Annotated in this window: 16 protein-coding genes and 1 tRNA gene; 12 read left to right on the plus strand and 5 right to left on the minus strand. The window is 54.4% G+C overall.

The window, feature by feature from the left end:
- Nucleotides 1–25 precede the first annotated feature (25 nt).
- On the plus strand, nucleotides 26–2,350 hold the full coding sequence (locus ACW9KT_RS13670; RefSeq protein WP_457081295.1) for a GAF domain-containing protein: 2,325 nt from the start codon (nucleotides 26–28) through the stop codon (nucleotides 2,348–2,350).
- A 45-nt stretch (nucleotides 2,351–2,395) separates the two neighbouring features.
- On the opposite strand, the gene ACW9KT_RS13675 is transcribed toward ACW9KT_RS13670, so the two are convergent.
- The 3 genes from ACW9KT_RS13675 to ACW9KT_RS13685 form a co-directional block, all read right to left on the minus strand.
- Nucleotides 2,396–3,088: a phosphatase PAP2 family protein gene (locus ACW9KT_RS13675; protein WP_457081296.1), complete on the minus strand. Its 693-nt coding sequence runs from the start codon at nucleotides 3,086–3,088 to the stop codon at nucleotides 2,396–2,398.
- Between the two features lie 119 nt (nucleotides 3,089–3,207).
- Nucleotides 3,208–3,289, minus strand: a tRNA-Leu gene (locus tag ACW9KT_RS13680).
- A gap of 121 nt (nucleotides 3,290–3,410) precedes the next feature.
- The gene (locus tag ACW9KT_RS13685; protein ID WP_457081298.1) at nucleotides 3,411–4,130 is read right to left on the minus strand and encodes a phosphatase PAP2 family protein; all 720 of its coding nucleotides are present in this window, start codon (nucleotides 4,128–4,130) and stop codon (nucleotides 3,411–3,413) included.
- 175 nt (nucleotides 4,131–4,305) lie between these two features.
- On the opposite strand from ACW9KT_RS13685, the gene ACW9KT_RS13690 reads away from it, so the two are divergent.
- The 11 genes from ACW9KT_RS13690 to ACW9KT_RS13740 all read left to right on the plus strand — a co-directional run bounded on the left by ACW9KT_RS13690 (nucleotide 4,306) and on the right by ACW9KT_RS13740 (nucleotide 16,750).
- Complete coding sequence (locus ACW9KT_RS13690; RefSeq protein WP_457081300.1) at nucleotides 4,306–4,956, plus strand: class I SAM-dependent methyltransferase; 651 nt, start codon at nucleotides 4,306–4,308, stop codon at nucleotides 4,954–4,956.
- A gap of 154 nt (nucleotides 4,957–5,110) precedes the next feature.
- Nucleotides 5,111–6,862: a M61 family metallopeptidase gene (locus ACW9KT_RS13695; RefSeq protein ID WP_457081302.1), complete on the plus strand. Its 1,752-nt coding sequence runs from the start codon at nucleotides 5,111–5,113 to the stop codon at nucleotides 6,860–6,862.
- Nucleotides 6,863–6,876: 14 nt separating this feature from the next.
- On the plus strand, nucleotides 6,877–8,103 hold the full coding sequence (locus ACW9KT_RS13700; RefSeq protein ID WP_457081304.1) for an MFS transporter: 1,227 nt from the start codon (nucleotides 6,877–6,879) through the stop codon (nucleotides 8,101–8,103).
- Between the two features lie 120 nt (nucleotides 8,104–8,223).
- Complete coding sequence (locus ACW9KT_RS13705; RefSeq protein WP_457081306.1) at nucleotides 8,224–8,817, plus strand: hypothetical protein; 594 nt, start codon at nucleotides 8,224–8,226, stop codon at nucleotides 8,815–8,817.
- A gap of 345 nt (nucleotides 8,818–9,162) precedes the next feature.
- Nucleotides 9,163–9,936 carry a bacteriorhodopsin-like gene (locus tag ACW9KT_RS13710; RefSeq protein WP_457081307.1) on the plus strand — a complete coding sequence of 258 codons (774 nt, stop codon included), beginning with the start codon at nucleotides 9,163–9,165 and terminating at the stop codon, nucleotides 9,934–9,936.
- A gap of 28 nt (nucleotides 9,937–9,964) precedes the next feature.
- Entirely contained in the window at nucleotides 9,965–10,402 is a 438-nt protein-coding gene (locus ACW9KT_RS13715; protein ID WP_457081309.1) for a nuclear transport factor 2 family protein, read from the plus strand.
- Nucleotides 10,403–10,535: 133 nt separating this feature from the next.
- Entirely contained in the window at nucleotides 10,536–11,549 is a 1,014-nt protein-coding gene (locus tag ACW9KT_RS13720) for an MBL fold metallo-hydrolase (protein WP_457081311.1), read from the plus strand.
- 146 nt (nucleotides 11,550–11,695) lie between these two features.
- Nucleotides 11,696–13,189 carry a sodium:solute symporter gene (locus tag ACW9KT_RS13725; RefSeq protein ID WP_457081313.1) on the plus strand — a complete coding sequence of 498 codons (1,494 nt, stop codon included), beginning with the start codon at nucleotides 11,696–11,698 and terminating at the stop codon, nucleotides 13,187–13,189.
- Nucleotides 13,190–13,291: 102 nt separating this feature from the next.
- On the plus strand, nucleotides 13,292–13,771 hold the full coding sequence (locus ACW9KT_RS13730; protein WP_457081315.1) for an energy transducer TonB: 480 nt from the start codon (nucleotides 13,292–13,294) through the stop codon (nucleotides 13,769–13,771).
- Nucleotides 13,772–13,880: 109 nt separating this feature from the next.
- Nucleotides 13,881–15,716 carry an ABC transporter ATP-binding protein gene (locus ACW9KT_RS13735; protein WP_457081317.1) on the plus strand — a complete coding sequence of 612 codons (1,836 nt, stop codon included), beginning with the start codon at nucleotides 13,881–13,883 and terminating at the stop codon, nucleotides 15,714–15,716.
- Between the two features lie 152 nt (nucleotides 15,717–15,868).
- Entirely contained in the window at nucleotides 15,869–16,750 is an 882-nt protein-coding gene (locus ACW9KT_RS13740) for a DUF2911 domain-containing protein (RefSeq protein ID WP_457081319.1), read from the plus strand.
- Nucleotides 16,751–16,885: 135 nt separating this feature from the next.
- Here the strand turns inward: ACW9KT_RS13740 and ACW9KT_RS13745 are convergent, their stop codons facing one another.
- The gene (locus tag ACW9KT_RS13745; protein ID WP_457081321.1) at nucleotides 16,886–18,598 is read right to left on the minus strand and encodes a sodium:solute symporter; all 1,713 of its coding nucleotides are present in this window, start codon (nucleotides 18,596–18,598) and stop codon (nucleotides 16,886–16,888) included.
- The gene (locus ACW9KT_RS13750; RefSeq protein WP_457081323.1) at nucleotides 18,595–18,747 is read right to left on the minus strand and encodes a hypothetical protein; all 153 of its coding nucleotides are present in this window, start codon (nucleotides 18,745–18,747) and stop codon (nucleotides 18,595–18,597) included. Before ACW9KT_RS13750 ends, ACW9KT_RS13745 begins: the two co-directional genes overlap by 4 nt.
- Between the last annotated feature and the right edge of the window lie 7 nt (nucleotides 18,748–18,754).

Below are 18,754 nucleotides of genomic sequence, written 5' to 3' on the forward strand. Positions count from 1 at the left end.
CGTTTTTGGGGTTTTACTCTTCCTTATGCTGCAAGAATTATCTCCCCACGTTGCCTCTACTTTTCCCTTTACCACGACCCTGAGCCTGGAGCCGTTGATTGCCTATTGGCAAACGCGCGAAACGGACCCTAATCCGGGCATGGCGCTATTAGCTCGCTCTATTGGCGAACAAGTTGCTGCGTCGGCCTGGGCGCGGGGGCCCATCAGCGACTACTCTACACTGGAGTGCAATTGTGATCTGGTGGAGACGCTGATGCTGGCCGTGATTCCGCCCGCCTCCTTCCAGACGGCAATTAGCGGAGTGATTCCGCCCTTTCAGCGCTATAGCTTCTACCACACGCCCCGCTTTGCCGAGGTGCTGCTGAATGCCCAGCGGACTGTAAAGCAGCCCCTCAATGTGGATGCGCGTACCATGGAAGTATACATGGCGCGCATGGCGTATGCTCTGATTTTGGACAAAGTGTACGGCGTAAAGCTGCCTTTCACGGGAGCCATTACGTTCACCGTTCCTGACTACAACATCGGCCTGTATCGGCACTATAGCGTCGATTTCGACTCCACCTTTTTGAATGTGCGCGTGGTGGGCGAGCGGCCGGCGCTCAGTTCAGCCCAGTTGGAACAGCTAACTCATAACCTGCACCGAACGGATTTGTGGCGGGAGCTTTTGCCCCCCAGCAGCTTTGAGTTGGAAGGATTTAATATTCTGAACTTAACAGATGTAACAGAGCAGGAGATTCTCTCGGAGCTGAAGTACGACCTACTGGAGCGCGATGTGCTACAGGCTTCTGACCGGCTGGAGCAAATTCAGGAGAAGCTGCGGGTGCTGTTTGGCCGGCCGTTTCTGCAGTTGGGCATTGCCGCCTACGACGAGAAGAAGAAGGCCTTCGTCGATTTTGGCCGCAAAATCAATCACAGCTTTCTGACCAAGCAGCTTGCAAATCAAGAAGTTGGCAGCGGCTTCCGCCAGATTTATTCTCAGCTTTGGCAAGACCGCCAGCCCTTGGTGTTGGAAGATGTGGAGCAGGCTGATATTCCCGAAGATTTGCGGCAGCAAATTCTCGGTATTGGTATTCGCAGCGCTATTCTGGCCTTACTTCCTTACGGCGACGATACAGTAGGCCTGCTTGAGCTAGGCTCGCCGAATGTGAACGATCTGGATGAGTTTTGCCTGGAGAAAGTAAACCAGTTTGTGCCCCTGTTTGCGGTTGCGGTTAAGCGCAATGCAGAAGAGATACAAACGAGGGTGCAGTCGATTATCAAGGAGAAATTTACGGCCATCCACCCTACAATGGAGTGGCGCTTTACCGATGCGGCTTTGAACTTACTCTCGCAAATAGAAGCGGGAAATAAGAGCGCCGAAATCGAGCCTATCGTATTCCACGAGGTGTATCCGCTCCACGGCTCCAGTGATATTCGGGGCAGCAGCGCCGCTCGCAACGACGCCATTCAAGGTGACCTTATTGAGCATCTTACTCTTGCCAATAAAGTGCTCAAAAAGGCGTCAGAGTTTCAGGCTCTGCCTATTCTTGATGAGCTTAAATTTTATGTAACCAAACACTTGCGTCGGCTACGTCAAGGCATCCTGACCGGCGACGAAGTGAGCATTTTTGAGTCGCTTAAAACGGAGGTGGAGCCGTTGTTTGAGTATTTATCTCAGAATACGCCCGAGCTGCGCCCGGTCATTGCGAACTACTGGTCTAATATCGACCCGGAGCTGGGCATATTGTATAAGCGCCGCAAGGACTTCGAGCAAAGTGTAACCCTGCTCAATGACACGGTGAGCGACTACTTAGACGACGAAGAAGAAAAAGCCCAATTGATGTTTCCGCACTATTTTCAGCGGTTTAAAACCGATGGTGTGGAGCACAACATCTACGTGGGGGCTTCTTTGGTGGAGAATAAGCCCTTCGACTTAGTATTCCTTAAGAATCTGCGTCTGTGGCAGTTGCTGGTAATGACGGAGATTACACGTCGGACGTCGTTGTTGCGCGATAAGCTTCCTGTGCCGCTCGAAACTACCCAGCTTATTCTTATCCACGGACAGCCCCTCAATATTCGATTCCGGTTGGATGAGCGGCAATTCGACGTAGACGGAGCGTATAATATCCGCTACGAAATTATCAAAAAGCGCATCGACAAAGCCACTGTGCTCGGCACGGGTGAGCGGCTTACGCAACCTGGCTATATCGCTATTGTGTACGCCCAACAGCGGGAGGCCGATGAGTACCTAGAGTACCTCGACTATTTGCAGGATCGTGGCTTGCTGGAGCCGGAGGTAGAAGAGCTGGAACTGGAGGAGTTGCAGGGTGTAAAGGGCCTGCTTGCCTTACGCGTGAAGGTAAAGCTCTAACGCTTGCTTGTCAGAAAAGAGAATCGCAGGATGTAAAGCCAGCGGTTAGGCAGCGCGTTGTTCTTCTCGGTCGAGCACTCGCTTCTCGCGCCACCATAGGTGCAGGCCTACACGCAACAGAATAAGCCAGGCCAAGCCAGCGGCAAAACCAGCCAGCACGTCGGTGATGTAGTGAACGTGCAAGTACACCCGGCTCAACCCAATAATGATAGCCCAAAAAAGCCACACCAAACCCCAAGCGGGGTGACGGCCGTGGCGCCACAGTAGCCACGCTATGCAGCCGTAGAGAGCCAGGCCGATCATGGCGTGGCCGCTGGGAAAGCTTAGGCCATACTGCTGCAAAAGGGCTGAATCAGGGCGGAGGCGGTTGAAGTTGGTTTTTAGCAGTTGGTTGAGCAAGGCGGCTCCTACAATGGCCCAGAATACTTCAATGGCCTCGCGACGAAATTTGCGAAGAGCCAATCCAGCGGGCAAAAGCACCGCTACAGCTACCAGAAAAGGGGCTGAGGCAAAAAATGTGACAACGCTTACAACGGGCGTAAGGCCAGGCCAGGCTGTCCGCCGCGCGTCCATCCAGCGAAAAGCTGCTTCGTCTAGGTTGCCGGATTGCTCACTGAATACGATTCGCGTCAGGTAGAAAAACGCAATGAAAGCAGTCAGAAATAATACACTTACGAGCACTACCTCCACCGTCAGCAGTCCTAAAAGCTTTATGAATCGGGCGGTGAGGTTTTTCATGCGGAGCCGGGCCTAAAGACAAGCAAAGGGCTGAACAAGGCTGTTTTACTAGCCCTATTTAGCCAGCATTATACGCTGAAACAAAAAAAGCTGGCCCATCGGGGCCAGCTTTTTCGTTGTGCGCTCGGGGAGACTCGAACTCCCACACCTTGCGGAACTGCCGCCTGAAGACAGCGCGTCTACCAATTTCGCCACAAGCGCAGCAAGAGGTCAAAAGCCATTTTTTCTCGCTAGAGGTGGCTTTTGATGCTGCAAAGATAGAAGGAGCCAAGGTTTTTCGACAATTCTTTTCGCAAAAATTTATCCTCAGCTGATAGTCATGTTAGCTTGCAGGCTGTTCTTCAAGTGTTTGCAGGCTGCGCTGAAAGCGTTTTTTTATAAGGGTTTCGAGACGGCGCAGCAACGGAATAGCAATGAGCAGCCATACAATACCAGCTGTGAAGCCAGCCAGCACATCGGTAGCGTAGTGCACTCGCAAATAGATCCGGGTGAGGCCAATGAGTAGAATCAGACAAACAAGAAACCCAATCAGGAGCCAACGCCAGGCCAGGCGCTGCACGTGCGTGTATACCAGGTATATTAGCAGGCCATAAAAGGAGGCGCTAATCATGGCGTGGCCGCTAGGAAAGCTCAGGCCTGAGGCCGATACCAACGGCAGCAAGGGCCGGGGTCGGTTATAAAAATTCTTCAGCACCAGATTGAGTGAGATGCTGCCCAGAGCCACCACCGGAATCAGCAGGGAATACCAGCGATGACGACGCCTGAACATAAACCAACCAATGAGCGCCAGACCGAGGACCGTAATGAAATTGCGGGAAGCCAGAAAGGTAATTGCCTCTATCCAGTTCTGCCGCTCTGGCCCTAGCAGCTGACGCACCGACCGGAAGGCCTGCGCATCAAATTGAGCTGCATCTTGATCAAACACTTCCCGACTCAGAGCCAGAAATAATACAACTCCCACCACGCCCAAAGTCAGGGTAATGGCAAATTCGGTCAGAAATAAGAGGAGGCCCGCTAACAAGCGGCGCAACGCATTGGTCATGGGTTTGAGAATTCTTGCTTGGTGTAGCTTACGCAGGACAAGCTAGTACGTAGGTAGCGCTTATACGCGATATTACCGTGCAGCCTATTGCCGGCGCTGGTGGCTGGTTCGCGGCGAGGTAGTTTTGCCCCCTAAGTCGAGTTTACTTTACTTCTACCCAACTCATACAACGCCTTTGCCTTCCTTCGATTTTGTAGCGGCTTTCTACGATCCGCTGGCCCGGCTGGTGTTTGGCTCGGCTCTGCAGCGAGCGCAGCAAGCGGCATTGGCCCATTTGCCCCCCGACGCGCCGCACGTGCTTATCGTAGGTGGGGGCACGGGTTGGGTACTGAGCGAAGTGCTCCACCAGCGGCCCGCAGCGCGTATTTTGTATCTGGAGGCTTCGGCCGTGATGCTGCGTAAGTCGCAGGAGCGACTACAGCGACTGGCGCCTGCGTGCGTTGCGCAAGTAGAGTTCAGGCTGGGCACGGAAGCAGATTTGCCCCCCAGCCCCCAATTCGACGCGCTGGTTACCTTTTTTCTGCTCGACTTATTTCCGGTACCGGAGCTGCGAAATCTGCTGCAACGACTCCAAGCGGTTAGCAAGCCAGAGGCGCGGTGGCTAGTGGCCGATTTTTGCCCCCCACGCACTTGGTGGCAATGCTTACTACTGGCCCTGATGTATCGTTTTTTTCGGCTTACAGTCAACATCGAAGCCCGGCAATTGCCGCCTTGGCCAACTGAGCTAATCCGGCTTGGGCTTAGCAGACAATGGCAGATGCCCTTTTTTGGCGGCATGGTGGAAGCGGCATTGTTTACGCGCGATGAGGAGGTGCCCACGTCTTAGGAGGTTGCTTAAAACATTTCGTTTGGGCTCTGAAAAAATCACCCATTTTTACCTCTCCAACCTCTCTTCTCTTCCGCCTAGTTGTATGCAAAAAGCAGTTGTCCCTTTTCTTTTCGCTTGTTTAATATCGGGTACGGCTCTGGCTCAAAAGCCTGTGCAATACAGCTTAGCTTTTCCCAACGCCGTACACCACGAGGCCCAGATTACGGTGGTTTTCTCGGATTTGAAGCCGGGGCCTTTGCAGGTACGCATGGCCCGCAGCTCGCCGGGTCGCTACGCGCTGCATGAGTTCGCCAAGAATGTGTATGCCGTACAAGCGACTGATTCAAAAGGCAAAGCATTGGCAATCAGTCGCCCCGATGCGTCGGGCTGGGACGTGGCTGGCCACGACGGCACGGTGCGCTTTAGCTATACTCTTTTTGGTGACCGCACCGACGGCACGTACGCCGGCATCGACGAACGCCATGCACACTTGAATATTCCGGCCACTTTGGCTTACGCTCGGGGCTTAGAGGAACGGCCTGCGCAGGTTCGCTTCGAGCTGCCCGCCGGGTGGCAGGTGGCTACCCAACTGCGGCCCGAAACAGCCACTAACACCTATTTTGCCCCCCACCTACAGTACCTCATGGATTCGCCTACTTCCTTGGGTGCTCAGCAAGTGCGTACTTGGCAAGAGCAAGGTAAAACCATTGAGCTAGCCGTATTGCACGAAGGCACAACAGCTGAGCTAGACGCCTACGCCGACAACACCAAGAAGATTGTGCGTGAAGCCTGCGGCGTATTTGGCGAGTTGCCCAACTTCGATTTTGGACGCTACACATTCATAGCCAGCTACTTACCCCAAACCAGCGGCGACGGTATGGAGCACCGCAACTCCACCTCGCTTACCAGCTCCCGCCCCTTGCGCGGCCAAGGCGCCATTGACAACCTGGGCACCGTGTCGCACGAATTCTTTCACGCCTGGAACGTAGAGCGCATCCGGCCCAAGTCTTTAGAGCCGTTCGACTTTGACCGCGCCAATCAGAGCGAGGCCTTGTGGTTTGCCGAAGGCTTCACCCTGTATTACGGCGACTTGCTGCTACGGCGGGCGGGCATTCTTTCCGATGAGCAATACATGCAGGAGCTGACCACCGTAGTGAATAACATGCTGAATGCGCCCGGCGCCCGGTTGTACTCGCCGGTGCAGATGAGTCAGCAGGCGCCTTTTGTCGATGCGGCGGTATCTATTGACCCTAACAACCGCGTGAATACGTACCTCTCCTACTACACTATCGGGGGTGCTAATGCCCTAGCGCTGGACCTGTTGCTGCGGCAGAATCATAAAACTGACCTCGACGCCTATATGCGGGCCGTATGGCAGCAGCATGGACAGGCGCAGCAGAATTTTGCCCCCCAACGGTCGTACACCCTCCCCGATTTGCAGCGCATACTAGGCGAGGTAGCCCGCGACACGGCTTTTGCCGGCCAATTTTTCCGTACCCACATCACCGGCCATCAACTGCCAAAATATGAGGAGTTGCTGGCGCCCGCTGGCTTGCTGGTGCGTCGTGCTCGCCCTGGCCAGCCCAGTCTGGGGCCTCTAGACCTAACTTTTGCCCCCCAAGGCGCCACTGTCAACGGCAGCACCTTGGCTGGCAGCCCACTCTACCTGGCCGGCATCGACCGGGAAGATGTACTGCTCAAACTGGACGGCAAACCGTTCAAGAATCAGAAAGAGTTTGGCAAGCTGCTCAGCAAGCACAAGCCCGGCGATGTGGTGCCCGTGGAAGTGCGCGGCCGGGCCGGCGTCCGCACCGTGCAGGTGACGCTGGCCGAAGACTCTCAATTGGAAGTGGCGCTTGCACCTACCGCTACGCCCGAGCAGTTGGCGTTCCGGGCGGCGTGGCTGGGTAGCAAGGCGAAGTAAACTAACGTTCTGTTTTGCTTAAAAACCCTCGCCTCGCGCTCATTTACGCCGTTATTCTGCTCGATGTCATCGTGGGCTCAGCTATTGGGCCCATTATGCCAGAGTACGTGCGGGGGCTGCCGGAGCCACAACTATGGCTGTCGGTAGGCACGGGGCTATTTTTAGGTATTCAGCTGTTTTCGGCGCCGATGCTGGGCCGCCTTTCCGATGGCTACGGGCGGCGGCCTATCCTGATTTTTTCAGCTATCGGTACCTTGTTGGCTAATGCCTTGCTGCTGCCGGTTCGCACAGGCCTGTACTTCGTTAATCGAGGAAGCGACGGGCTTACCAATGGCATGTACGCCACTATCCGCTCAGCCATTACGGACATTTCGGGCAAGGATGATCTATTCAAAAACCTTGGCATAGAGGGCGCCATCATCTCCTTAGGGTTTGTGCTGGGACCTATGGCCGCTGGTCTGCTTCTGACTACCCTTGCTGTAGCTCCTGCTAATCAAGCCACCTATGTGGCTGCGCTGGCCGTAAGTCTAGCCGCTGTGAACGTACTGCTCAGCTTCTCCCTGCCCGAAACGCACTTGCAGCGCTCGGGCGTACGCGGAGCTGAGCTTCGGACCGAGCTTAGTCGCAGCCTGAATCCACTGACTCTGTGGGCCCGACTGCGCGCTCAAGATACACCGGCGCGCGGGCTGCGCCGCATCGTGCTCATGCAAGTGGCGCTTACGCTCAGCACAGGCTATTATTTCTACTTTGTGCCGTTTGTGAGCATGGGGGAGCAGCAAATGGATGCGCGGGCTATATCCTACTTCTTCATGTTTTTTGGGGCGCTAAGCATCGGCCTCAACTATGTTTTCTACACCTTCTTTGCCGACCGCATTAATCAGCAGCGGGCTATTTTTTGGCTGGCGGCCTTAGGCGTGCCGGTACTGGCGGGCTACGGACTTATTGGCTCGTCGCGGGTGAGTCTTTACGTGCTTGTTACCTTCGACTGCCTCACTTTATCCTTGATTCAAGGGCTGCTAGAAGGCTTGCTGGCTCAGCGCACGACGGAAACCAACCGGGGCGAAATATTTGGGTTAAATCAGGCTTTGCAGGGGCTGGCCAGTTTTGCTACTACGTTGGTTTTCGGCGGGCTGTCGGTGCTGGATCTGCGGTTGCCGTGGGCTTGGTTTGCGGTGTGCTTGGGTGCGGTAGCCTGGCAGGCATGGCGTGGCGCTGATTTGCAACCGGCCGTTCACGCTTGAACCAAATCAGCCGACAGGGCCTTTTTCTAACTGGAAGGCGCAACCTATTCAGCTTGGATGTAGTCTGCTAAGTGTTGACTTCGTATCTTGATGTTGCTTTCCGGTTTTTGCTATCTGCCTATGTTTTCCAAAATATCCGCTTTACTCGTCGCAGCTGGCCTTTTTCTAACGGGCAGCGCTGTGGCCCAAACGCCCACCGACGCTGAGACTAGCCCAGCGGTGCCCAGCTTGCTTCGGTCGCGGGTGTCGTATAATCTGAATGCTGGGGCTATGTTCGCCGGCCGTTTTGGCTCGGCTACTTACCTCAGCCCAACGATGAGCTACCAGGCGACCAACCGCCTGCGGCTGTTCACGGGCCTGACGTATATCCGCTCATTACCGGGTGTGTATTACTCCTCCGCTGCTATTACTGACGGCGGCCCTATCATGAGCGCGCCAATGGCTACGAATAATTATCTGGTACAGGTTGGCGCCGAGTATATGTTGAGCCCTCGTGTATCCCTGACGGGCACGGCCTGGCGCGACTTCTCAAATTTGCCCCCCGCACCCGGTATCCGGGGCTTTAGTGGTGGCAATATGGGCTCGGGCGTGAATGCGCGTGTGGACTACCACATCACCGAAAACTTCTCCGTCTCCGGCGGCATACGCTACTCTACGGGCGCTGCTCCGGGCTATGGCATGGGCATGGGTCCAGGCTCGCCCTACGGCTGGTAGACGTTTAACAGAAACCACTTTTAGAAAGCCCCCCAACCGAAGTTGGAGGGCTTTTTTGGCTTTAACGCTTCTGTTTTCTGAAGTAAAGTCAGGTGTTATTATTCCTGCGGGATGTGTTGCCAATAGTTATATATCTAGCCACCAAGGCAGGGCCAACGAGAGTTGAAAGGGCGAGTCTAAAGCTCTCAATGTTAATTTTTTATCAACCAAATCTTGGTACTGGCGGAGCTGTACCATAGGGGCAAAACTATTTATGTTTATGTTGAACTTTTCAGCCTTAAATCTTAAACATATTTATATTATGTACTGTCTATACTCCACAGTTTAACCTCAACCATTTTTTCCATGAAAACCATCCTACTAGATGTCCTGACAGTGCCAGTAGATGACCCGGTAGCTTTTACCTTCTTTGTAGGGTATATGGCTATGGCTGCCGCCTCCGTGTTCTTTTTGTTTGAGCGGAGCACGGTTGCTGACAAGTGGAAAACCTCACTGCTGATTTCGGGCATGATTACCGGTATTGCAGCTGTGCACTACTACTACATGCGTGACTATTATGTAATGTCCAGAACGACGCCGATTGCCCTACGCTACATCGACTGGACCCTGACGGTGCCGTTGATGGTGGTTGAGTTTTACTTGCTAGTGCGAGCGGCGGGCGCCAAGGTGGCCTTGCTTTGGAAGTTGATTATTGCGGCGCTTGTCATGCTCGTGTTTGGTTACATTGGTGAAGCCTTTACCGATGGTACTATGGGACACTCCGTGCTGTGGGGCTCGCTTTCTACGCTGGGCTACATCTATATTCTGTACTCGGCTTGGATAGGTGAGGTGGCACAGTTGGCTGCCAAATCTGACTCAATAGCGGTGCAAAAGGGCGTGCGCGCGCTGGCGTGGTTTATTCTAGTAGGCTGGGCCATTTACCCCATTGGCTATATGGCTATGCCTGGCGGCTGGCTCGGTCCCGACGGTGCCGGTCTGCTGCGCCCCACCGACCTCGACCTGATATATAACATCGGCGATGCCATCAACAAAATCGGCTTTGGCCTGGTCGTGTACGGTATTGCCCGCAGCGAATCGGTGGTGAAAGTGGCGCCGGCCAATGCTGCTTCCGTAGTATAGTTAAGCGGCTCTCGCAACTCTTTATTCTATGGAGGACAAACCATTCTTTGTAGAAACCCAGCAGCTGTTTGCTTACGTCCGTGACCATGACTTTGCCCGACTAGCCGCCCTCTGCGATGATGACTTCGGTATCATCGATATCAACGCCGAGGGTGGTACGCTGGTCATTCGCAACCGCGCCGAATGGGAGCAGTGGTTTCAAAGCCTTTTTGTGCAGCTCACCACGCTTCAGGCCCAAACGTGGTCGGAAATAACCCGCTACGAAGCCGTGCAAACGTCTGAAATGGGCTATAGCGTGGTTGACTTCGATCAAATGCTGGTCTTCGGCGGTAAACGCATGCGGTTCTCCTGCCTGAGTACTATCGTTTGGAAGAAAGTTGGCGACACCTGGAAAGAAGCGCGCTATCATAGTTCCTTGCTGGGTGTACAGGAGGAAACGGAGTCGACCGCCAACCCATCTACCTAAGCTGACAACACGTTTGTTTATTTGATTGTCAGTTTAAAAAGCCCCCCAGCTTCGGCTGGGGGGCTTTTTATCTTTTCGCCGAGGTTGTTTGTTTACCTTACCGTGCCTTTTTCTCACTTCACCTTTGCCTTCCATGGCCGCCCGCACTACCTACCGCCGCAACGAAAACCTAACTACTATCCGGCCCAATTATCCTGGCAACAAGATGATTGGTAATGAGTTTTGTAACGGCGAAGAGTTATACGAGCCCCAATTTAGCACCGTAATCCGCTGGCAGCTAGCCGAAAATCCACAGAAGGCCGAGAAGAAAGCTGATACTTGGGTGCCTACAGTGGTTCCCTGTGCCGAAGCCTTCACTTCCACCGAAGACATGCTGGTATGGCTAGGCCACGCCACTTTTCTGTGGCGGGTAGCCGGCGTCACGCTGCTGTTCGATCCGATTTTGTTTTCCTCCATTGGGTTGCGCCACCGCCATGCGTTGCCCTGCCGCCCCGAGGACATCACGGGCATCGACTACCTGCTCCTCTCCCACGGCCACCGCGACCACCTCGACGAGACATCCATCAAGCAGCTAGCCCGACAGAATCCCCAGATGCAGGTACTAGCTCCGCTGAACATGACCAAGCTGCTGCGCGGCATGGCACCCAGCTTGCACGTGCAAGAAGCCGGCTGGTGGCAGCAGTATGATTTGGGGGCCAACTCACCGCTGGAAATCACCTATTTGCCGGCCTCTCACTGGCACCGCCGCGGCCTGACCGATATGAACCGTGTACTCTGGGGCAGCTTCATGCTGCGCGTGGCCGACAAGCTGCTCTACTTTTGCGGCGACAGCAGCTTTGGGGGGCATTTTGAGGAAATTGAGAAGTATTTCGGCCCCCTCGATACCTGCATAATGCCTATCGGTGCCTACAAGCCCGCCTTCATGATGCAGCTCAGTCACATGGACCCGCACGAAGCCGCCAAAGCCGCTAATATTCTGCGCGCCGGGCACGTGGTACCTATGCATTACGGCACCTTCGACCTCTCCGACGAGCCAGCCTCCGAGCCTCTGCGCACCTTGCAGGACGTGGCCAATGGGCAAATGCTACGCGGTGAGTTGCACGCCCCTGCCGTGGGCGAAATCATGCGCTGGCAGGATTGGGAATAACGAGCAGTCTAGACTACCGAGCTTAATCAATTGCTGTAAATAAGGCGCTGCTGCTTAGCTTTACTCTTTATTTCGAGCTAGCCGCCCGGCGAAAGCAGGCGTTGTTTGTCTACCTAGCCTCCTCCGTTCAATCTCAGCACTTCCGAATGTCGCCCACCCTTATTCTGAGCCTGATTGCGGGCTACTTTGTTATCCTCATCGTTATTGCGCTGCTCACCTCGCGCAAAGCCACCAGCGAAAGCTTCTTTGTGGCCAACCGAAATGCTCCCTGGTACATGGTAGCCTTCGCTATGATCGGGACTTCGCTTTCGGGAGTCACGTTCATCTCGGTCCCGGGCATGGTGCAGTCGCAGAGTTGGAGCTATATGGCCGTAGTAATGGGCTATTTGGTTGGCTATCTGGTAATTGGCTTGGTACTCATGCCCTTGTATTACCGCCTGCGGCTGATGTCGATCTATGGGTATTTGGAGCAGCGCTTTGGGTTTTGGAGCTACAAAACCGGGGCGCTTTTTTTCTTGATTTCGCGCGCGGCCGGTTCAGCTTTAAGGCTGTACCTGGTGGCGGGCGTGCTCCAGTTGGCCGTATTTGATGAAATGGGCGTGCCTTTCGTAGTTACAGTTATCGTGAGCATCATGCTCATTTACCTCTACACGTTTCGCGGCGGCCTCAAAACCATTCTCTGGACCGACACTTTCCAGACGCTGGCCATGCTTACCTGCGTGGGCGTAAGCATCTACTTGGTGTCTTCAGAGCTGAATTTGGGATTTGCCGAGCTGGTGCGCACAGTGAAAAGCAGCGACATGTCGCAGATCTATTTCTCTGACCTCAAAGACGATAAGTTCTTCTGGAAGCAGTTCGCCTCGGGTGCCTTCATTACCATCGTCATGACAGGCCTTGACCAGGACTTGATGCAGAAAAACCTGAGCTGCCGCAGCCTCGGCGACGCCCAGAAAAATATGTTTTGGTTTACCATCGTGCTCGTATTCGTTAATATCCTGTTCCTGACGCTGGGCGTGCTGCTGTATAAATTCGCGGCTCTCAAAGGCATTCAATTGCCCACCAACGCCGCGGGCAAGATCATCGGCGACGACGTATTTCCGCTGCTGGCCACCGAGCATTTCACTTTGTTTGCGGGCATCATCTTCATTCTGGGCATCGTGGCCGTTACCTACGCCTCCGCCGACTCCGCCCTCACGGCCCTAACCACGTCGTTTTGCGTCGATTTCCTTTCTATTCGCCAGTACTCCGAGAAGAAGCAAACGCAATTGCGCCAGCTTACGCACCTAGGTTTTTCGGTAGTGCTCATTGTCATCATTCTGATTTTCAGGGCCGTTAATGATCAGAGCCTCATTACGGCCGTATTTAAGATGGCCGGCTATACCTATGGACCGCTGCTGGGCTTGTTCTCGTTTGGCATAATGACCAGCCGTATGCTGCGCGAGCCGTTGGTGCTGCCCGTGTGCATCGCGGCGCCCCTGCTTACCCTGCTCATCAACGCCAACTCGGAGGCATGGCTAGGAGGCTATAAGTTCGGCTTTGAGATCTTGCTGCTCAACGGGTTACTCACTTTCCTGGGGCTATTAGCTATTTCGCGGCCGGCAGACGTAGAAGCAGCGCCGGAGTTGAACCCTGCGCGCTAATAGTTGTTGAAAAAAGGATGACCCGCTGACTGGTTCGTACCTTTGCGAAACGGTGCTGGGGGGCAATTTGCCTCTGGTCTGGTTCTATCTTTTTTTCGAAACGTGAAAAACCTCTTCCTTCTGCTATTGCTTGTGGGGTTGCCGTTGGTGAGTTGGGCCCAACAGCCCGCCAAAAAGCCCCCCACTGAGCTGAAGGCTGGCCAGATGCAAGCCCAGGCTAAGCCTGCTGCCAACCGACCCGATGTGCCCCCGCAGTTTCCGGGCGGAGCCCAGGCGCTCAACGTTTTTTTTCAGCAACAAGTAAAATATCCGGTCGCCGCGCGCGACAAGGCTATTACGGGCAACGTTGTCACCAGCTTCACGGTGGAAACGGATGGCCGCGTGAGCAACCCAACGGTGACTACCAGCCTTTCTCCCGAATGCGACGCCGAGGCGCTGCGCGTGCTGGGGCAGATGCCGGCCTGGAAGCCTGCCACCCGCAAAGGTCAGCCTGTAGCTGTGCAGGTGCGCTTGCCGGTGCCGTTTGGCAACTCATCCATTATCGAAGTGGAAAAGCCGAAGGGCAAAATGAAGTTTGAATAAGATAAATAAGACATGAGAAGTGACAAGTGAGAAGTGAGACTTTGCTCCAATACATAGCTATGGTACAAAGTCTTACCTCTCACTTGTCACTTCTCACTTCTACTATATAATGGCCCGAAGTGGAATGAATACCAGCGGCACGACCCTCGATCCGGACGTGCCCAAGAAGAAATTAACCAAAGAGAGTTTTCGGCAAGGCTTGCGGATATTCCGCTATGTGCTGCCCTATAGAACCAAGTTTATCATTGGCATGGTGCTGCTGGCTTTTTCTAGCGCCACCGTCATGGCTTTCCCGTGGGTGATTGGCAAGCTGACGGACGCCGCTAATGGCCGACCGTTTGTACTGCCCAACGGCAGCGCCCTTACCATCGATTACATCGCCGTTGGCCTGTTTGTCATCATTGTGTTTCAGGGGATTTTCTCCTTCGGGCGCATCTGGTTTTTCACGCAGGTAAGCGAGTACACCGTGCGCGACATCCGTCAGGCGCTCTATCAGAAGTTCGTAACCCTTCCGATCCCCTACTTCGAGAAGAACCGCGTAGGCGCCATCACCTCGCGCATTACCTCCGACGTCGGCCAAATTCAGGACACCTTTTCGCTTACACTAGCCGAGTTGTTCCGCCAGGTCACGACCTTGGTTGTGGGTACGGTGTTTATTATGATGGTGTCGGTGAAATTGTCGCTGTTTATGCTGGCTACGTTTCCGCCCATCGTATTGGTGGCCATGTTCTTTGGGCGCAAAATCAGGGTTTTAGCTAAGGCCACGCAGGATGAGCTGGCCAAAACCAACGTCATTGTAGAGGAAACGCTTCAGGGAATCAACACCGTAAAAGCGTTTACCAATGAGCAGTTTGAAACCAAGCGTTACACTGGCTCGCTCACGAATACGGTTAAAGCCGCGCTGCGCAGCAACCGCTACCGCGGCGGCTTCGTGTCGTTCGTGATTATCGGCTTGTTTGGAGGCATTATTCTGGTGCTGTGGCGGGCCGCTTCCTTGGTGGCGGCGGGCCAAATGACCATTGGTGACCTGACCTCATTTGCTCTCTACACCATTTTCATCGGCGCTTCGGTCGGTGGCTTGGGTGAGCTTTATGGCAAAGTTCAAAGCACGCTAGGTGCCTCTGAGCGCATTCTAGAGATTATCGACGAGCCTTCCGAGCCTACCCACCGCCCCCGTATGGCCGGCACGGCTCCGCTCGAAGTGCGCGGCGACATTGATTATCAGAACGTGGCCTTTAGCTATCCAACACGTCCTGACTTGCCAGTGCTTAAAGACATCAGCTTTGATATTCAGGCCGGCGAGAAGATTGCCTTGGTAGGACCTAGCGGAGCCGGCAAGAGCACCATCGTGCAGCTGCTTATGCAATTCTATGAGCTGAGCGCGGGCAAAATCCTGATCGATGGCCGCGATGTGCGCCAGTTCGACCTCACAGAATTGCGCCGCCACATCGGTATTGTGCCCCAGGAAACCTTGCTTTTCGGAGGGTCCATCCGCGAGAATATCGCCTACGGCAAAACCGACGCCACCGACGCTGAAATCACGGCGGCGGCTCGCAAGGCCAATGCTTGGCAGTTTATCTCCTCCTTCCCCGAAGGCTTGGATACGGTGGTGGGCGAGCGGGGCATCAAGCTCTCGGGCGGACAGCGCCAGCGCGTAGCTATTGCCCGTGCTATCCTGAAAAACCCCGCCATCCTCATCCTCGACGAAGCCACCTCCTCCCTCGACTCCGAATCGGAGAAACTAGTACAGGATGCTATGGATGAGCTGATGAAAAACCGCACCAGTATTATCATTGCTCACCGCCTCAGCACCATCCGCAAAGTGGACAAGATCCTGGTCATCGACGGCGGCCGCATCGTGGAGCAAGGCACGCACGAGGAGCTATCGAGCAGTGAGAATGGGCTGTACGCGAATCTCTTGAAGCTGCAGTTCGAGTTGTCGTAAATTGATTAAAATTCACGAAAGGCGGTCATGCTTTGCTAATGCTCAGCATGACCGCCTTTTTTATAATCCTTAAGTACATACTTTTTCCTGTTCGCGACGTTGGACGGTTTTGCCTACTTTTACGGCATTCAAACACCCATCAAATCCCCCAAATGACCAATTTTTTCAAGACTACCAGCACTGCTTTCGCCCTGAGTGCTCTGTTGCTCGCTGGCCGCGCCGAAGCCCAGATAAGCACCCCCCAGCCCAGCCCGCTTAGCACCGTTACCCAGCGTGTGGGCCTGACGGACATTACCATCACCTATTCGCGCCCCAGCGCTAAAGGCCGTACGGTGGCCGGCAACCTCATTCCAATGGGTAAGCGCTGGCGCACGGGCGCTAACGCCACTACCAAAATCAGCTTTTCGGATGAAGTAATCTTGGAAGGCAAGAAGGTGCCAGCCGGCGAATATGGCTTGTACACCATTCCTAACAAGGACACCTGGTCAGTAGTGTTGAGCAAGAACACCAAGCAGGGCGCCAACGTGGATGCCTTCAAGGATGAGGACAACGTGGCTACCATCTCGGCCAAAACCTACAACTTGGCCAACAAGGTGGAAACTTTCACCATCAACTTCAGCGACCTGACGCCTGCTACCGCCAACGTAGACATGCAGTGGGAAAACATCGGCGCCAAATTTCGCATTACCACGGAGGTTGACCCGAAGGTGATGGCTCAGATCAATGAGAAAGTAATCAAAGGGGCCGCTACTGCTACCCCCGCTGATTACGCCGCCGCTGCCGTGTACTACCTCGACAACGACAAGGACATGAAGCAGGCCCTGGCTTGGATGCAGAAAGCCAACGAGAAGGATCCTAAGTTTTGGAACATGCACACAGAAGCCAAAATCCGCATGAAAATGAAGGATTACAAAGGTGCCACCGCCGCCGCTGAGCAGTCGAAGAAATTGGCTACTGAAGCCAAGAACGACGACTATGTAAAGATGAACGACGAGCTGATTGCTAGCGCTAAAAAAGGCGGCGCTACCAAGTAATCCGTCTAATCTTAGATTTCGTAACAAAAAAAGCCCCCCAGCACAGTGCTGGGGGGCTTTTTTTGTTACGAAAGTATTTTGAAAGCGGTATCAGTTTCTGAGACGAGGCAGAATGAGTAGCGTTAAGCTTTTCTCTTAAGACTTAGTGCTTGAAGCCAACTGAGGTTGCGGTGTGAGTACCTCCCAGCCAGTGGCCAGCATCATTACCAAGGCGCACCCGATGATATTGTACCACAGATAAGCAATATCGGTGGTAAAAAAGAGTAGGAATATAATTCCCTGCGTAACCACAGCCGCCCAAAACACGGCTTTGCTGGCAATGCGCTTCATAAAAAACGCCACCACAAAAATCCCGAGAATGGTACCGTAGAACAGTGAGCCCAGGATATTCACGGCCTGAATCAGATTCTCGAGGCGAGCCGCAAACAGAGCGAAGCCAATGCCCAGCACGCCCCAAGTGATAGTAGCCCAGCGCGAAACGCTTACATAGTGATGCTCATCGGAGTGTGGGCGGGCAGGTTTGTACAAGTCGATGACGGTAGTGGAGGCAAGCGCATTGAGGCCGGCGGCGGCGCTGGCCATGGCAGCGCTTAGTACCACGGCAATCAGCAACCCTACCAAACCCTGTGGCATATATTGAAGCACAAAAGTCAGGAACACATAGTCCGTGTCTTTGGCTTCGGCCAAGGGCGCTGCTTGCTTGAAAAAGGTATTGGCTTCGGTGCGTAGCTCACGGATTGCCAATTGATTGGATTGCAAGCGAGCTTGCGCAGCAGCTAATTGGGCCGGATCATCTTGGCCCAAAGCGGCTACCAGTTGCTCATTGGCCGCGCGCTGCCCACGGAATAAAGTAGCGTAGCGCTGCTCCAGATTTTGAAGCTGGGGGGCAAATTCGGGCTGGCTAGCTACTTGCTCGCGCACAGGCCGGTTGAAGGTAAGCGGAGGCTGATTGAATTGATAAAACACGAACAGTAGCACCCCGATAAGCAGGATCCCAAACTGCATGGGCACCTTCACCAAGCCGTTCATCAGCAAGCCTAGACGACTTTCCGTGATGCTGCGGCCCGCTAGGTAGCGCTGCACCTGGCTTTGGTCAGTACCAAAGTAGGACAGAGCCAGAAAAAGCCCCCCAGTCATGCCCGTCCAGAAATTGTAGCGGTCCGAGGGGTTGAAGGTGAAATCGACGAGGTTGAGCTTGCCTTGATGACCTGCCACCTGCATGGCTTCGCTAAACCCTACACTGGGGGGCAAATAATGCACAAGTAAATATCCCGCTACCACCATGCCGGTAAAGATTACTGCTACCTGCCCTTGTTGGGTCACGGCCACCGCGCGCGTACCGCCCGCTACGGTATAGCTGATCATCAGGCCACCAATAAGCCAGACGGTGAGGTTGATATTCCAGCCCAAAATAGCCGATAGCACCAAGGCTGGTGCGTACAGCGACAAGCCATTACTAAGTCCGCGCTGCACTAGAAACAAGCCCGCTGCCAGCGTCCGAGTACGCCGGTCGAAGCGAGTTTCGAGGTACTCGTAGGCGGTAAAAACTTGGAGCCGGTGATAGATGGGTACGGCCACCGCCGCAATGAGAATCATGGCTACCGGCAAACCAAAGTAGAACTGGATAAACCGCATCCCGTCGTCGTAGGCCTGGCCCGGCGTACTCAGAAAGGTGATGGCGCTGGCTTGCGTAGCGATAATGCTTAGTCCGATTCCCCACCAGTTGGCTTGTCTGCCGCCCAGCAAATAGCCATCAAGCGTGCGCCCGGCCTTGCGGGTGCGCCAGGTGCCATAGCCCACAATAAAAAGCAGCGTACCACCGAGTACCAGCCAGTCCAGTGTACTCACGCGAACCAACGGGTTAAGATAGTGAACCCAATTAGCTCCGCTACCAGTGCACCGAGTACTAGCGCGTACCAGCCTCGCCAAGTGGCAAAGAGCGGCGGCGCAGTGTTATCGGCAGGTGATGGGGCGGGCGGCTGGGGCGTGGGGGGCATTTTTTAC

The organism is Hymenobacter sp. HD11105 (genome assembly GCF_054051685.1).

What these genes read in the sequence shown, in the direction of transcription:
- ACW9KT_RS13735 (WP_457081317.1), top strand. Translation starts at nt 13,881, where the DNA reads ATGGCCCGAAGTGGAATGAATACCAGCGGCACGACCCTCGATCCGGAC.
- ACW9KT_RS13685 (WP_457081298.1), bottom strand. Translation starts at nt 4,130, where the DNA reads ATGACCAATGCGTTGCGCCGCTTGTTAGCGGGCCTCCTCTTATTTCTG.
- ACW9KT_RS13675 (WP_457081296.1), bottom strand. Translation starts at nt 3,088, where the DNA reads ATGAAAAACCTCACCGCCCGATTCATAAAGCTTTTAGGACTGCTGACG.
- ACW9KT_RS13710 (WP_457081307.1), top strand. Translation starts at nt 9,163, where the DNA reads ATGAAAACCATCCTACTAGATGTCCTGACAGTGCCAGTAGATGACCCG.
- ACW9KT_RS13725 (WP_457081313.1), top strand. Translation starts at nt 11,696, where the DNA reads ATGTCGCCCACCCTTATTCTGAGCCTGATTGCGGGCTACTTTGTTATC.
- ACW9KT_RS13720 (WP_457081311.1), top strand. Translation starts at nt 10,536, where the DNA reads ATGGCCGCCCGCACTACCTACCGCCGCAACGAAAACCTAACTACTATC.
- ACW9KT_RS13750 (WP_457081323.1), bottom strand. Translation starts at nt 18,747, where the DNA reads ATGCCCCCCACGCCCCAGCCGCCCGCCCCATCACCTGCCGATAACACT.
- ACW9KT_RS13715 (WP_457081309.1), top strand. Translation starts at nt 9,965, where the DNA reads ATGGAGGACAAACCATTCTTTGTAGAAACCCAGCAGCTGTTTGCTTAC.
- ACW9KT_RS13705 (WP_457081306.1), top strand. Translation starts at nt 8,224, where the DNA reads ATGTTTTCCAAAATATCCGCTTTACTCGTCGCAGCTGGCCTTTTTCTA.
- ACW9KT_RS13670 (WP_457081295.1), top strand. Translation starts at nt 26, where the DNA reads ATGCTGCAAGAATTATCTCCCCACGTTGCCTCTACTTTTCCCTTTACC.
- ACW9KT_RS13740 (WP_457081319.1), top strand. Translation starts at nt 15,869, where the DNA reads ATGACCAATTTTTTCAAGACTACCAGCACTGCTTTCGCCCTGAGTGCT.